This window comes from Streptomyces sp. CA-249302, from assembly GCF_050936785.1.
GTDB lineage: Bacteria > Actinomycetota > Actinomycetes > Streptomycetales > Streptomycetaceae > Streptomyces.
Window position 1 is genome coordinate 1,786,517 of record NZ_JBNJMG010000001.1, and the last position, 14,245, is coordinate 1,800,761.

Consider the following 14,245-nt stretch of genomic DNA (forward strand, 5'->3'; position numbering starts at 1 on the left):
ATCGGCACCACGTACGACTACGGGGGTCGCCATGAGGCAGCTCGAAACGTGGAAGCGGGCGACCGTCCGGTTCGTGTGCGGGCGGCGTTCGAAGTGGCTGATCGTGGCCCTGTGGCTGGTGATCCTGGTCGTCGCGGCGCCCTTCGGCGCGAAGCTGAACGACGCGCAGGACAACGACGCCCAGTCCTGGCTGCCGGGTTCCGCCGAGTCCACACAGGTCCTGGACGTCTCCGAGGGCTTCCGGCCCGAGCAGATCCCCGCGGTGGTCGTCTACGCGCGCGCGAGCGGGCTGACCGCCCAGGACAGGCTGCGGATCGCCCAGGACGTCCGACAGATCAGGCAGCTGAGCGATCACGGCATCCGGGGCACGGAAACCCGCGGGCCCGTCTACGACCGGAAGGTGGCGCCCCGGGCCGCGCAGATCTACGTGCCGATCACCATGGACGCGAGCGGCTGGCAGCGCATCTCCCCGGCCGTCGACTCCATCCGCGACCAGGTGGGCAAGGGCGGCGACGGCCTGGCCGTGCACATCACCGGGCCCGGCGGCACGTCCGCCGACTTCGCCGACGCCTTCGAGGGCATCGACTCCACCCTCCTCTTCTCGGCGATGGCCGTGGTCATCGTGATGCTCTTGATCACCTACCGCAGTCCGGTCCTGCTGTTCGTGCCGCTGTTCGGCGTGGTGGTCGCCCTGTTCACGGCACAGGCTCTGATCTATCTGCTGGCCCGGCACGCCGGCCTGACCGTCAACGGGCAGAGCGCGGGCATCCTCACGGTGCTCGTCTTCGGCGCGGGCACCGACTACGCGCTGCTGCTGGTCGCCCGCTACCGGGAGGAGCTGCGCCGGCACGAGGACCGGCACGAGGCGATGCAGCTCGCCCTCAACCGCGCGGGCCCGGCGGTCCTCGCCTCCGGCATGACGGTCGTGCTCAGCATGCTGGTGCTGCTCGTGGCCGAGATGAACTCGACGCGGGGCCTCGGCCCGGTCGCCGCGATCGGCGTGGCCGTCGCCCTGGGGACGATGCTGACCCTCTTCCCGGCCCTGCTGCTGGTATTCGGCCGCTGGATCTTCTGGCCGGCGATCCCGCACTTCGGTTCCGCGGACCCGACCGAGCGGGGCGTCTGGGCCCGCATGGGCCACGCCATGGCACTGCGCCCGCGCCTGGTCTGGAGCGTGACGGCCGTGGCCCTGGCGGCCCTGTCCCTGGGCCTGTTCCAGCTACGCGCCGAGGGCATCAAGAACGCGGACGCCTTCACCGGCAAGCCGGACTCGATCGTCGGCCAGGAGGTCTCGGCACGCTACTTCCCGGCCGGCACCGGCGACCCGCTGGTGATCGTCTCCGATGCGGCGCAGGCCGCACAGGTCGGCCGCACGGTCGCCGCGGTCAAGGGCGTCGTCCCCACGAGCATCGGTGTCCCACCCGGCACCGCGTCCCAGCACGACGGCAAGGTCCTGTTCGAGGCCACCATGTCCGACCCCTCCGACAGCTCCGCGGCCAAGGCGACCGTCGAGCGGGTCCGCGACGCGGTGCACGCCGTACCGGACGCGAACGCGCAGGTCGGCGGCGGCACGGCGGCCCTGCTGGACATGGACAACGCCCAGACGCACGACAACTACCTGGTCATCCCGCTCGTCCTGACCGTCGTCCTGCTCGTGCTGGGCATCCTGCTGCGCGCCCTGGTGGCACCACTACTGCTGATCGGCACGGTGATGCTGTCCCTGGCGACCGCCCTGGGCCTGAGCGCGCTCGCCTTCCGGTACCTCTTCGACTACGCGGGCGAGGACGTGTCCTTCCCACTGTTCGTCTTCGTGTTCCTGGTGGCGCTGGGCATCGACTACAACATCTTCCTGACCACCCGCATCCGCGAGGAGGCGTTCCGCCAGGGCACCCGGCCCGGCGTGGTGACCGGCCTCGCCGCGACCGGCGCGGTGATCACCTCGGCCGGTCTGGTCCTGGCGGGCACGTTCGCCGCCCTGGGCACGCTCCCGATGGTCGGCTTCGCGGAGATCGGCTTCGCGGTCGCCCTGGGCGTCCTGCTGGACACGTTCATCGTGCGGTCCGTGCTGGTCACGTCCCTCTTCCTCGACGTGGGAAAGAGGGTGTGGTGGCCGCACCGGCTGGCACACGAGGACGGGGCGGCCCACACGCCCGAGGCGGTCGGCCCGAAGGTCAGCCAGTCCTCCGAATGAGGGCCAGGTACATGGCGTCGGTCCCGTGCACATGCGGCCACAGCTGTACGTCGGGCCCCTCGCCCAGGTCCGGTACGCCGGGCAGCAGCGGGCGGGCGTCGAGGATCTCGGCGTCGGGGCGCTGCTTGAGCACGTCCTCGACGACGGCCCTGGTCTCGGCGAGGTGCGGCGAGCAGGTGGCGTAGCCGACGACACCGCCGACCCGTACCGCGTCCAACGCGCTCAGCAGCAGGGCGCGTTGGAGCGGCCCGAACCCCTCCAGGTCCTCGGGGCGGCGCCGCCAGCGCGCCTCGGGCCGCCTGCGCAGCGCGCCCAGCCCGGTGCACGGTACGTCCATCAGCACGCGGTCGAAGGAGCCGGGCAGCCAGGGCGGATTGGTGCCGTCGGCGGCGATGACCTGGTAGGGCCCGGGGTTCCCGGCGAGCGCCTTCGCCACCAGGCCGGCCCGGTGCGGCTGCTTCTCGGAGGCGAGCAGCACGGCCCCGCGCTCCGCGGCGAGCGCGGCCAGCAGCGCGGCCTTGCCGCCGGGCCCGGCACACCCGTCGAGCCACGTCCGGTCCGGCCCGTCGAGCGGCGCGTTGGCCAGCGCGAGCGCGACGAGCTGGCTGCCCTCGTCCTGTACGCCGGCCCGCCCCTCCCGTACGGCCTCGATGGCCCCGGGCTCCCCGCCCTCGGTCAGCCGGACGGCATACGGCGACCAGCGCCCCGGCACGGCGGCCTCGGCGCCGAGCAGCTCGTCGGTGGTGGCCCGCCCGGGCCGTGCCACGAGCGTCACCTCGGGCCGTTCGTTGTCGGCGGAGAGGAGCTCCTCGATGCCGGCCCGCCCGCCGCCCAGCGAGTCCCACAGCGCGGAGACGACCCAGCGCGGATGCGAGTGCACGACGGAGAGGTGGTCCTCCGGGTCGTCCTCGTAGGGCGGCGCGACCTTGGCGATCCACCCGTCGAGATCGTCCTGAGCGACCTTCCGCAGCACCGCGTTGACGAACTTGGCCCGCCCGTCCCCGAGCACGACACGCGCCAGCTCGACGGAGGCCGACACGGCGGCGTGCGTGGGAATCCGAGTCCCGAGCAGCTGATGCACCCCCAGACTGAGGACGTCCAGCACCGGCGGATCGACTTCCCGCAACGGCCGGTCCACGCAGGCCGCGATGACAGCGTCGTACGTCCCCTGCCGCCGCAGCGTCCCGTACACCAGCTCGGTCGCCAGCGCCGCGTCCCGCCCGTCGAAGTCGCCCTTCTCGCGCGCCTTCCTGAGCAGCGGCGGCAGCACGAGGTTGGCGTAGGCGTCCCGCTCGTCGACGGCCCTCAGCGCCTCGAAGGCAAGGAAGCGGACGGGGTCCTTCTTGGGCCGCCGGTAGGGCTTGCCGGGCTTGCTGGGCCGAGAGGCGGTGTCGCTCACGAAAAAGGTGCTCCGGTACATCGGTGAGTCACGCGCGGCACATACGGGCGTCACGCGGGGGATACGGACCAAGCCTACGTCCGCCCCGCCCCCTTGCCCCCTCCCGTGCCCGTGCTACCCGCCGACCGTCTCCCCGTCGCCGATCCGCACCCCGCGCGCCCAGTCCGCGGCCCGCATCGGCTTCTTGCCCTGCGCCTGCACCCACAGCAGCTCGACGCCGTACGAGCCGGTGCCGACATGGACGCTGTTCTTCCCGACGGCGAGCTGCCCGGGCGCGAGATCGGTCCGCTCCGTCGCGGGCGTGACCTGGATGAGCTTGAGCCGCTCACCGCGGAAGGTGGTCCAGGCGCCGGGCGCCGGGGTGCACCCGCGCACCACCCGGTCGACCCGCAACGCCGGGGCGGCCCAGTCCACCTGGGCATCCTCGACGGTGATCTTCGGCGCGAGCGTGACACCGTCACCGGGCTGCGGTACGGCCTTCAACGAGCCGTCCTCGATGCCGTCCATGGTCGCGGCGAGCAGCCCCGCACCGGCGAAGGCGAGCCGGGTGAGCAGGTCACCGCTGGTGTCGGTGGGCCGGATCTCCTCGGTGACCGTCCCGTACACCGGCCCGGAGTCGAGCCCTTCCTCGATCAGGAAGGTGGAAGCCCCCGTGATCTCATCGCCCCCCATGATGGAGTGCTGCACGGGCGCGGCGCCTCGCCAGGCGGGCAGCAGCGAGAAATGCAGATTGACCCACCCATGGGACGGCACATCAAGCGCGACCCGGGGCAACAGCGCGCCATAGGCCACCACAGGACAGCAGTCCGGCGCGATCTCCCGCAGCCGCTCCAGAAACTCCGGATCCCGCGGCTTGACCGGCTTCAGCACCTCGATCCCGGCCTCCTCCGCCCGCTGCGCCACGGGCGACGCGACCAGCCTCCGCCCCCGCCCCGCCGGCGCATCGGGCCGCGTGACGACGGCGACCACGTCGTGCCGCCCGGAGGCGATCAGAGCGTCCAGAGCGGGAACGGCGACCTCGGGGGTCCCGGCGAAGACAAGCTTCATGGGTGCGTACGGGCCTCTCGGGGAGGTTGATGGCGGGCAGCGCCCCAGTCTATGACCACGGACCGGAACCCGCCGATGGCGAGCACCCCCACGGGAGAGGCCGGCGTCCTGTCCAACTGCCCCCCCGGGGCGCACGCATATGCCCACACGCCCCCACTGCGTGACCCGCGGACCGCTCCCGCGTTGGTCAAGAAAGAGTTGACCACAACGGGCCGCTTCACCGCGGCCCGATCCTTTTCATCGCCGGTTCGAGAGGCTTGTTCATGGCCGACCACGCAACCCACGACGCCCAGGCTCGGGCCAGCCTGCACTTGCTGGTGCGGGACATCGAGCGGGTCCGCCGGCAGGTGGACGCACTGCGCACGCTCACCGCCCAACTGGGCAACGTCTACCGCCCGCGCCGCTCCGGCCCGTCCACGGGCTTCGTCGTCTACGGACGCGCCCCCGCCCCGACGGTCCGTCTCGCGCAGGAGTTGCGGGACAGTGTCGAGACCCTGGTCACGGCCGCGGTGGACTTCGACCGTTCCCTCGGCTTCTCGTGGGACGCGGTGGGTTCCGCGCTCGGCGTCACCAAGCAGGCGGTGCACCGCCGTTACGGCGCCCGTCGCGCCGCCACCCAGGCGGCCGCCGAGGCCGAGCGCACCGCCGAGCCGTCGAGCACCCGGGCGGTCAGCGTGAACACCGGCCTCCCGGCGCCGGTGCCGACGGTCCCCGCGGCCCGCTCCATGCCGACCCAGCCGACGGCCGGCAGCCCCGTCCTCCGCGACGAGGCCAGACCGACAGCCTTCCCCGGCCCCCGCAACGGCTGACCCACCTTCACTCCCTGCCCTCCCGGCACGCATCCGGGAGGGCAGACGCGTTCCATCACCCCGCGCCGTAACCCCTCTGCCCCGGCTCAGCCGATATCCGGCGGATCGATCCGCACCCGAACCCCCGCCTCCCCGGCCCCCCGAGCCATCCTCGCCGCCTGCGCGGCCTTCAGCGCGGACGCCAGCGCGGCCCCGCTCCCCGGCGGCACCCGTACCAGCGCCCGCTCCCAGTGCTCACCGGGAGGCGGCGCCCCCACCCGCCGTGGCCGCCCCGCCCCGGTGACCGGCAACGGCACGGGCCCCAACACCTCGGCGTCCCGCGGCAATTCGGCCGTACGCAGGAATTCGGCGACCGCCTCCCCCGTACCCGACACGGCCGCCATCCGCGACACCGGCGGAAACCCCAGCTCGGCCCGCTCGCCCAGCTCCCGCACCGCATGGCCGATCGGATCCCACCGCACCAGCGCCTGCACGGGCCGCAGCGTCGGTTCGGCGAGGGCTACCACCGTGCCGCCGGCCCCCTGCGGCCGTACCAGCGCGGCGGCCGCGATCCACCGCCTGAGCGCGTCCTCGCCGGCCCGCAGATCGGGCCGCCCGAGCATCGCCCAGCCGTCCAGCAGCAGCGCCGCCGCGTACCCGCCCTCGGCGACGGGCTCGGCCCCCGGCGTGCTCACGACCAGCGCGGGCGCACCCGGCACGGTGTCCAGCACATGCTCGCGCCCCGAGGTCCGCACCGGCACAGCGGGGAACGCCCGCCCCAGCTCCTCGGCGGTCCGCCGCGCCCCCACGATCTGGGCCCGCAGCCGGAACCCACCGCACTCCGGACAGTGCCAGCCGTTCTCCTCCCGCGCACACCACCCGCAGTGCAGCCCCGCGGCCCCCGACTCCTGCGCCTCCAGCGGCCCCGCGCAGTGCCGGCAGCGCGCGGGCGCGCGGCAGTTGGCGCAGGCCATCCGGGGCACGTACCCCCGTCGTGGCACCTGTACGAGCACGGGCCCGTGCTTCAACCCCTCCCGCACGACCTGCCAGGCCAGGGTCGGCAGGCGAGCGGCCCGTGCGGCCTCGTCCCGGGCAAGGTCCCCGTCCCCGACGGTCCGCACCAGCGGAGCCGAGGCCCGCACCTGCTCCCGCCCGGCGACGAGCGGCAGCGCCCACCCGGTCTCGACGAGCTGGGCCGCCTCCACTGTGCAGCTCCAACTCCCCAGCAGAAAACCGCACTTGTCCAGAGCGGCCCGCAGCAACAACACCTCCCTGGCGTGCGGCTGCGGCGCATGCGGCTCACTGTGACTGTCGTCCCCGTCGTCCCAGATGGCGACGAGCCCGAGATCCTGAACGGGCGCGAACATGGCGGCCCGGGTCCCCACAACGGCCCGCACGGCCCCGCGCCGCACGGCGAGCCACTCCCGATACCGCTTCTCCGGCCCGGCATCGGCAGTGAGCACGGCATGCCGCCCCTCCCCCAACAGGGACGTCAACGCCGCATCGACCCGAGCGACGGCCCGCCCATCGGGTACGACGACCAGTGCCCCCCGCCCGGAGGCGAGCGTCGCCGCCACGGCCCGCGCGATCTCCGCACTCCACTCGGGCCCGGGCAAGGCGTTCCACACGGCCCGCGGAGCACCCCCCGACGCAAGGGCCTCCAGAAACGCGCCGCCCCGCTCGTACCGCCCCCAGGACCCCGCCTCCGGAGCCTCCGGCGGCGGCAACGGCTCGGCCGAAGCCCGCTGCTCGGCCCGCGCACTGCGCGGCGGCACGGCAAGCTGCAACACGTCGGCGAGGCTCCCCGCATACCGATCGGCAACGGCCCGCGCGAGCCCGAGCAGCTCCTCGCTCAACACCCGCTCGGGCGAAACAACCTGGGCCAACGCAGCAAGAGGCCCCGAATAATCGGACTCGGCAAGCCGCTCGACGAGAAACCCGTCGATCAGCCCCCCACCCTCACGCCGCCCATCTCGCACCCGATGCCGCCCGGCCCCGAACCGCACCCGCACCCGCACCCCGGGCTGAGCATCGGCATCAAGCTCCTCAGGCACCGCGTAATCGAAATACCGATCAAGATGCAGCACCCCCTTGTCCACCAGCACCCGCGCCACCGGCAACTCCTTGGCGAGCGCGGCCCCCCGCCAGGTCCGCGGCTTGGCCCGAGGCACCTCAGCCTTCCGCACACCCTCCCGAATAAACGCAAGCTGCTCAGGAGCCACCCCTCCGGCGCCCCCGCCCCCCTGCCCGTCCTCGCTGCTCACGCTTGCATTTTTACCAAACCCCACTGACAGTGGCGCCCGCCCGAGCCCCCGGCCTTCCGCGTCCGGAACGCGCCGAGGCCCGGCCCCCCGAAGGGAACCGGGCCTCGCCAACAGCAACAGGCCTTACAGCCCCGCCGCCTTCCGCAGTGCGTCCACGCGGTCCGTGTTCTCCCAGGTGAACTCGGGGAGCTCGCGGCCGAAGTGACCGTAGGCCGCCGTCTGGGCGTAGATCGGGCGGAGCAGGTCGAGGTCGCGGATGATCGCGGCCGGGCGGAGGTCGAAGACCTCGTCGATGGCCTTCTCGATCTTCTCGGCGTCGACCTTGGCGGTGCCGAAGGTCTCGACGAAGAGACCGACCGGCTCGGCCTTGCCGATGGCGTACGCGACCTGGACCTCGCAGCGGGAGGCGAGGCCCGCGGCGACGACGTTCTTCGCGACCCAGCGCATCGCGTACGCGGCGGAGCGGTCGACCTTGGACGGGTCCTTGCCGGAGAAGGCGCCGCCGCCGTGGCGGGCCATGCCGCCGTACGTGTCGATGATGATCTTGCGGCCGGTGAGGCCGGCGTCGCCCATCGGGCCGCCGATCTCGAAGCGGCCGGTCGGGTTGACCAGGAGGCGGTAGTTCTCCGTGTCGAGCTTGATGCCCTCGTCCAGGAGCGCCTTCAGCTCCGGCTCCACGACGAACTCGCGGATGTCGGGCGCGAGGAGCGACTCGAGGTCGATGTCCGAGGCGTGCTGCGAGGAGACGACCACCGTGTCGAGGCGGACGGCCTTGTCGCCGTCGTACTCGATGGTGACCTGCGTCTTGCCGTCGGGGCGCAGGTAGGGGATGGTGCCGTTCTTGCGCACCTCGGACAGGCGCTTCGACAGGCGGTGCGCCAGGAAGATCGGCAGCGGCATGAGGGTCGGCGTCTCGTCGGTCGCGTAACCGAACATCAGGCCCTGGTCGCCGGCGCCCTGGCGGTCCAGCTCGTCCTCGTCGCCCTCGACCCGGTTCTCGTACGCCGTGTCGACACCCTGCGCGATGTCCGGGGACTGCGCGCCGATGGACACCGAGACGCCGCAGGAGGCGCCGTCGAAGCCCTTCTTCGAGGAGTCGTAGCCGATCTCGAGGATCTTGCTGCGGACGAGGGTCGCGATGTCCGCGTAGGTCTTGGTGGTGACCTCACCGGCCACGTGCACCAGGCCGGTGGTGATCAGCGTCTCGACGGCGACCCGAGAGGTCGGGTCCTCGCGCAGAAGCGCGTCGAGAATGGTGTCGCTGATCTGGTCAGCGATCTTGTCGGGGTGACCCTCGGTCACGGACTCCGAGGTGAACAGGCGACGGGACACAACGCTCCCTGGGGTTGCAGCGGCTGCTGGCTGATCATGGGCGGACGGGCTCGGGGGCTGCGCCCGGCGCCGTCCGAGAACAGTTTATCGGTCGTGCTCGGCCAGTGGCCCCCCTGTCTCGCCTCTCGGGAGGGCCGTGACCTGCGGCACGGGCATTCTGCCCAATCCCGGGCGCCCTTGACCAGGGCCGCCACACCCCTGTGGCAGAGGTTTGAGAGGACCGAGAAGCGAATGAAACATTCAGGCGAGGCGCTGCGCCACCAGATCCCAGACCATTTCGGCCAGATGTTCCTTGGGTCCGTGCGACACCGGGGTCTCGCTGCCGTCGGCGCCCAGCACCACGGCCTCGTTCTCCTCGGAGCCGAAGGTCTTGCGCTCCCCGACCTCGTTCACCACCAGAAGATCGCAGCCCTTGCGGGCCAGCTTGGTGCGCCCGTTGGCGAGCACGTCGTCGGTCTCCGCGGCGAAGCCGACGATCACCTGCCCGGGGCGGGCGCGCTCGGCCGAGATCTCCGCGAGGATGTCCGGATTCCGTAGGAGGACGATGGGGTCGGGGTCCTTGCCGTCCTTCTTCTTGATCTTCCCGGCCGCGTACTCCGCCGGCCGGAAGTCCGCGACCGCGGCCGCCATGACGATCGCGTCCGCCTCCGGCGCAGCCTTCAGCACCGCCTCACGCAGTTGTACGGCCGTACCGACCTGGACGACGTCCACGCCCGCCGGGTCCGGCAGCCCGGTGTTGGCGGCGATCAGCGTGACCCGGGCGCCGCGCGCGGCGGCGGTGCGGGCGAGGGCGTAACCCTGCTTGCCGGAGGAGCGGTTGCCGAGGAAGCGCACCGGGTCGAGGGGCTCGCGGGTGCCGCCGGCGCTGACGACGACGTGCCGGCCCTCGAGGTCGGGTTCGGTGACGCCCCGGTCCAGCACACGGCGGCAGACGGCGTAGATCTCCGCCGGGTCCGGCAGTCGGCCCTTGCCGGTGTCGACGCCGGTGAGACGGCCGACGGCCGGTTCGATGACGACGGCACCGCGCCGCCGTAGCGTCGCCACGTTCTCCTGGGTCGCCGGGTGCTCCCACATCTCGGTGTGCATGGCGGGCGCGAAGACGACCGGACAGCGGGCGGTCAGCAGCGTGTTGGTGAGCAGGTCGTCGGCGAGGCCGTGGGCCGCCTTCGCGAGGGTGTCCGCGGTGGCGGGCGCGACCACGACCAGGTCGGCGTGCTGCCCGATGCGGACGTGCGGGACCTCGTGGACGTCGTCCCAGACCTCGGTGGAGACCGGGTTGCCGGAGAGAGCGGACCAGGTGGCGGCGCCGACGAAGTGGAGAGCGGAGGCGGTGGGGACCACGCGCACGTCATGCCCCGACTCGGAGAACCTTCGCAGCAGCTCACAGGCCTTGTACGCGGCGATGCCACCGCTGACCCCCAGCACGACCTTGGGCTTGTCCACCGTCTCTCCCCGGCTCGGCAACGTACGACTCCATCACACACCACAGGCCCGACAGTCGCGCTGTCGGGCCTGTGGAAAAGCCAGCTGTAAGCAGAAAATACTACTGCGCGGGGCCTTCGACGGCCTCGGACGTCAGCAGACCCGCGTTGATCTCGCGCAGGGCGATCGAGAGCGGCTTCTCGTGGACGTGGGTGTCGACGAGCGGACCGACGTACTCGAGGAGGCCCTCGCCGAGCTGCGAGTAGTACGCGTTGATCTGACGCGCACGCTTGGCCGCGTAGATCACGAGGCTGTACTTCGAGTCGGTGGCCTCGAGGAGCTCGTCGATCGGCGGGTTGATGATGCCCTCGGGCGCGGAGATGGAAGAGGACACGCTCTACCTTCCGATGGATGGGAAAAGATCGGTCGTGATCACGGCGCTAGCGATCGGCACGCGTGATCACAGAACATCCATCAAGGCTAGCAGCTCGCGAGCCACGTCCTCGACGGAGGTGTTGACCAAGGTCACGTCGAACTCCGGCTCCGCCGCCAGCTCGATCCGCGCCGCGTCCAGCCGGCGCTCGATCACCTCGGGCGGCTCGGTCCCCCGCCCGGTGAGCCTGCGCACCAGTTCCTCCCAGGAGGGCGGAGCCAGGAACACCAGCTGGGCGTCCGCCATGGACTCGCGGACCTGCCGGGCGCCCTGGAGGTCGATCTCCAGGAGGACCGGCTCACCCGCCTCCAGACGGTCCAGCACGGCCTTACGCGGCGTGCCGTAGCGGTTGCCGGCGAACTCGGCCCACTCCAGCAGCTCACCGTTGGCGATCAGCTTGTCCATCTCCTCGTCGGTGACGAAGAAGTAGTGGACTCCGTGCTTCTCGCCGGGCCGGGGCTTGCGGGTCGTCGCCGACACCGAGAGCCAGACCTCGGGGTGTTCCTTGCGCATATGGGCGACGACCGTGCTCTTGCCGACCCCGGAGGGGCCGGAGAGCACGGTCAGCCGCGGACGTTCACTCATGCAGCGATTATTCCAGCAATCCCGGGGTGCCCGGGACTCCCGGTCCGCGAGGACCCGGACTCAGGAACCGGTGCTGCCGAACTCACGCTCCAGGGAAGCGATCTGGTTGGAACCGAGGCCGCGAACACGGCGGCTCTCGGAGATGCCGAGTCGCTCCATGATCTGCTTGGCGCGGACCTTGCCCACGCCCGGCAGGGACTCGAGCAGCGCGGAGACCTTCATCTTGCCGATGACGTCGTTCTCCTGGCCCTGCTTGATGACCTCGTGCAGGGAGGCGCCGGAGTGCTTGAGTCGATTCTTGACCTCGGCCCGCTCCCGGCGAGCCGCGGCGGCCTTTTCGAGCGCGGCTGCGCGCTGTTCAGGGGTAAGGGGCGGAAGAGCCACGCCTACGTCACCTCGGATGTCGAACTGTCGGATACGGACCGGTGAGGAACCTAGTCGCCCCACACCTGGGGAGCCACGAGCAACACGCTTGCCCGTTCACTCTGCTCGGAGACTAGCGGCCAACTCCGCCAGAGTCAGCGAGAACAGCGGAAAAGTCCTGGTCAGCCTCCGTCAGGCCGGACATTTAGGACATAATGCCCCGGATTTGAGGATGTATTCAGACTCAAGCGGGGTTCGAACCACTCATCGGAGGACTCCGGCGACCTGCTCGAACGCCCGCGACGACCGTCGAGAAAGCCTCATACGGTCGCCGCGGAAAACTTCTTCGAAAATTCTTCGATCGTCGCGGATCCTCTACGGCCGTCGCGGAAACGGCGCATCACCGAGCGGAAGCGCCACATCACCGAAGCGTCACACGGCGGCCAACGCGTCCCGGATCTCGTCCGCGAAGCGCTCCGCCGCCGCCCGCAGCGCGCCGACGTCCGGACCGTGCCGCAGCACCCCGCGGCTGACGTTCGGGACCACGTTGCGCGCGGCGGCTCCGAAGACCCGGGGAAGGTCGGCCGGTGTGGCCCCCTGCGCGCCGACGCCGGGGGCGAGGAGCGGACCGTTGATGTCCAGCTCGTACGAGGACAGGTCGCCCAGCGTGGCGCCCACGACGGCCCCGAAGGAGCCCAGGGGCGTCTCCCCCTCGTTCTCGGCGGCCAGGTGGCCCAGGATCGTCGCTCCGACGTTCCGACCGTCCGCACGCACCGCGTGCTGCACCTCGCCGCCCTCCGGGTTGGAGGTCAGGGCGAGCACGAACAGGCCGGTGCCGCTCTCCCGGGCCAGCGCGACGGCCGGGCTCAGCGAGCCGTAACCGAGGTACGGCGAGACGGTCAGCGCGTCCGAGAACAGCGGCGAGTCCTTGTGCAGGAAGGCCTCGGCGTACCCGGCCATGGTCGAGCCGATGTCGCCGCGCTTGGCGTCCATCACGACCAGCGCGCCGGCCGCCCGCGCCTCGGCGACCGACCGCTCCAGGACGGCGACACCGCGCGACCCGAAGCGCTCGAAGAAGGCGCTCTGCGGCTTGAGGACGGCGACCCGGTCGGCCATCGCCTCGACGACGGTACGGCTGAACCGCTCCAGACCGGCCACATCGTCGTTCAGGCCCCACTCGGTGAGCAGCGAGGCGTGCGGGTCGATGCCGACGCACAGCGGGCCGCGCTCGTCCATGGAGCGGCGCAGGCGTGCACCGAAGGACTCGGTCATACGGTCGTCTTCCTCACGTCGGCGCCGACCGCGTCGGCGAGGGTGGCGTACGGACTCGTGCGCAGGCGCGCGGCGAGCCCCTTGTGGATCGCGCGGCCCCAGAAGGGCCCCTCGTAGATGAACGCGCTGTAGCCCTGTACGAGGGTGGCACCGGCGAGGATGCGCTGCCAGGCGTCCTCCGCGTTCTCGATGCCGCCGACGCCCACCAGGGTGATGCGGTCGCCCACGCGCGCGTAGAGGCGGCGCAGCACCTCCAGGGAGCGGGCCTTCAGCGGGGCGCCGGACAGGCCGCCGGTCTCCCCCACCAGGGAGGGTTCGGATTCCAAACCGAGCCCGTCGCGTGCGATGGTCGTGTTGGTGGCGATGATCCCGTCCAGACCGAGCTCGACGGCCAGGTCGGCGACGGCGTCCACGTCCTCGTCGGCGAGGTCCGGCGCGATCTTGACCAGGAGCGGGACGCGCCGGTGGGCGACGATCCGGTCGGCGGCCTCGCGGACGGCGCTCAGGAGCGGCCGCAGCGCCTCCGTGGCCTGCAGGTTGCGCAGCCCGGGCGTGTTGGGCGACGACACGTTCACGACGAGGTAGTCGGCGTACGGTGCGAGCCGCTCGGTCGACTTCACATAGTCGCCGACGGCCTCGGCCTCCGGTACGACCTTGGTCTTGCCGATGTTGACGCCCACGACGGTGTTGAAGACCGGCTCACGGGACGCCAGCCGGGCCGCCACGGCCAGCGAGCCCTCGTTGTTGAAGCCCATGCGGTTGATGAGCGCCCGGTCCTTCACGAGCCGGAACAGCCGCTTCTTGGGGTTGCCCGGCTGGGCCTCCCCCGTCACCGTGCCGATCTCGACGTGGTCGAAGCCGAGCATCGACATGCCGTCGATGGCGACCGCGTTCTTGTCGAAGCCGGCGGCGAGCCCGAAGGGGCCGTGCATCCGCAGCCCGAAGGCCTCGGTGCGCAGCTCCTTGTGGCGGGGCGCGAGCGCGGCGGCGACGAAGGTACGCAGCACGGGGACGCGGACGGCGAGGCGGATCCAGCGGAAGGCCAGGTGGTGGGCCTGCTCCGGGTCCATCCGTTTGAAAACCAGACGGAAGAAAAGCTTGTACATCTCAATGTCCTCACGAGAAGGGGGACACCGTTTCCGGTGTCCC

Annotated in this window: 12 protein-coding genes; 2 read left to right on the forward strand and 10 right to left on the reverse strand. The window is 71.6% G+C overall.

Annotated features, from left to right (window positions below; all coding sequences use genetic code 11):
• The first annotated feature begins 31 nt into the window (after positions 1 to 31).
• Positions 32 to 2,191 (forward strand): MMPL family transporter, encoded by a 2,160-nt coding sequence (locus ACQEWB_RS08050; RefSeq protein WP_432828523.1) that lies wholly within the window; start codon positions 32 to 34, stop codon positions 2,189 to 2,191.
• Here the strand turns inward: ACQEWB_RS08050 and ACQEWB_RS08055 are convergent.
• A complete protein-coding gene (locus ACQEWB_RS08055) occupies positions 2,172 to 3,590 on the reverse strand; it encodes an RsmB/NOP family class I SAM-dependent RNA methyltransferase (protein WP_432828525.1) in 1,419 nt (472 codons plus the stop codon). The two genes, ACQEWB_RS08050 and ACQEWB_RS08055, sit on opposite strands and share 20 nt — an antisense overlap.
• Before the next feature lie 114 nt (positions 3,591 to 3,704).
• Positions 3,705 to 4,637, reverse strand: a complete 933-nt coding sequence (fmt, locus tag ACQEWB_RS08060) for a methionyl-tRNA formyltransferase (protein ID WP_432828527.1) — start codon at positions 4,635 to 4,637, stop codon at positions 3,705 to 3,707.
• A 263-nt stretch (positions 4,638 to 4,900) separates the two neighbouring features.
• Here fmt and ACQEWB_RS08065 point away from each other — a divergent pair, with 263 nt between their 5' ends.
• On the forward strand, positions 4,901 to 5,446 hold the full coding sequence (locus ACQEWB_RS08065) for a hypothetical protein (RefSeq protein ID WP_432828529.1): 546 nt from the start codon (positions 4,901 to 4,903) through the stop codon (positions 5,444 to 5,446).
• An 86-nt stretch (positions 5,447 to 5,532) separates the two neighbouring features.
• Here ACQEWB_RS08065 and ACQEWB_RS08070 read toward each other — a convergent pair whose 3' ends face one another.
• The 8 genes from ACQEWB_RS08070 to ACQEWB_RS08105 all read right to left on the reverse strand — a co-directional run bounded on the left by ACQEWB_RS08070 (position 5,533) and on the right by ACQEWB_RS08105 (position 14,202).
• Positions 5,533 to 7,689: a primosomal protein N' gene (locus ACQEWB_RS08070; RefSeq protein WP_432828531.1), complete on the reverse strand. Its 2,157-nt coding sequence runs from the start codon at positions 7,687 to 7,689 to the stop codon at positions 5,533 to 5,535.
• Between the two features lie 123 nt (positions 7,690 to 7,812).
• Positions 7,813 to 9,021: a methionine adenosyltransferase gene (gene metK / locus ACQEWB_RS08075; protein WP_432828533.1), complete on the reverse strand. Its 1,209-nt coding sequence runs from the start codon at positions 9,019 to 9,021 to the stop codon at positions 7,813 to 7,815.
• A gap of 240 nt (positions 9,022 to 9,261) precedes the next feature.
• Positions 9,262 to 10,464 carry a bifunctional phosphopantothenoylcysteine decarboxylase/phosphopantothenate--cysteine ligase CoaBC gene (coaBC, locus tag ACQEWB_RS08080; protein ID WP_432828535.1) on the reverse strand — a complete coding sequence of 401 codons (1,203 nt, stop codon included), beginning with the start codon at positions 10,462 to 10,464 and terminating at the stop codon, positions 9,262 to 9,264.
• Positions 10,465 to 10,564: 100 nt separating this feature from the next.
• Positions 10,565 to 10,837, reverse strand: coding sequence for a DNA-directed RNA polymerase subunit omega (rpoZ, locus tag ACQEWB_RS08085; RefSeq protein ID WP_003988945.1), 273 nt, complete (start codon positions 10,835 to 10,837; stop codon positions 10,565 to 10,567).
• Positions 10,838 to 10,903: 66 nt separating this feature from the next.
• Entirely contained in the window at positions 10,904 to 11,461 is a 558-nt protein-coding gene (gmk, locus tag ACQEWB_RS08090; RefSeq protein WP_432828538.1) for a guanylate kinase, read from the reverse strand.
• Positions 11,462 to 11,521: 60 nt separating this feature from the next.
• Entirely contained in the window at positions 11,522 to 11,845 is a 324-nt protein-coding gene (locus ACQEWB_RS08095; protein ID WP_003977346.1) for an integration host factor, read from the reverse strand.
• Positions 11,846 to 12,256: 411 nt separating this feature from the next.
• Positions 12,257 to 13,096, reverse strand: coding sequence for an orotidine-5'-phosphate decarboxylase (gene pyrF, locus ACQEWB_RS08100; protein WP_432828541.1), 840 nt, complete (start codon positions 13,094 to 13,096; stop codon positions 12,257 to 12,259).
• Positions 13,093 to 14,202 carry a quinone-dependent dihydroorotate dehydrogenase gene (locus ACQEWB_RS08105; protein WP_432828543.1) on the reverse strand — a complete coding sequence of 370 codons (1,110 nt, stop codon included), beginning with the start codon at positions 14,200 to 14,202 and terminating at the stop codon, positions 13,093 to 13,095. The genes pyrF and ACQEWB_RS08105 overlap by 4 nt, the downstream gene beginning before the upstream one ends.
• Between the last annotated feature and the right edge of the window lie 43 nt (positions 14,203 to 14,245).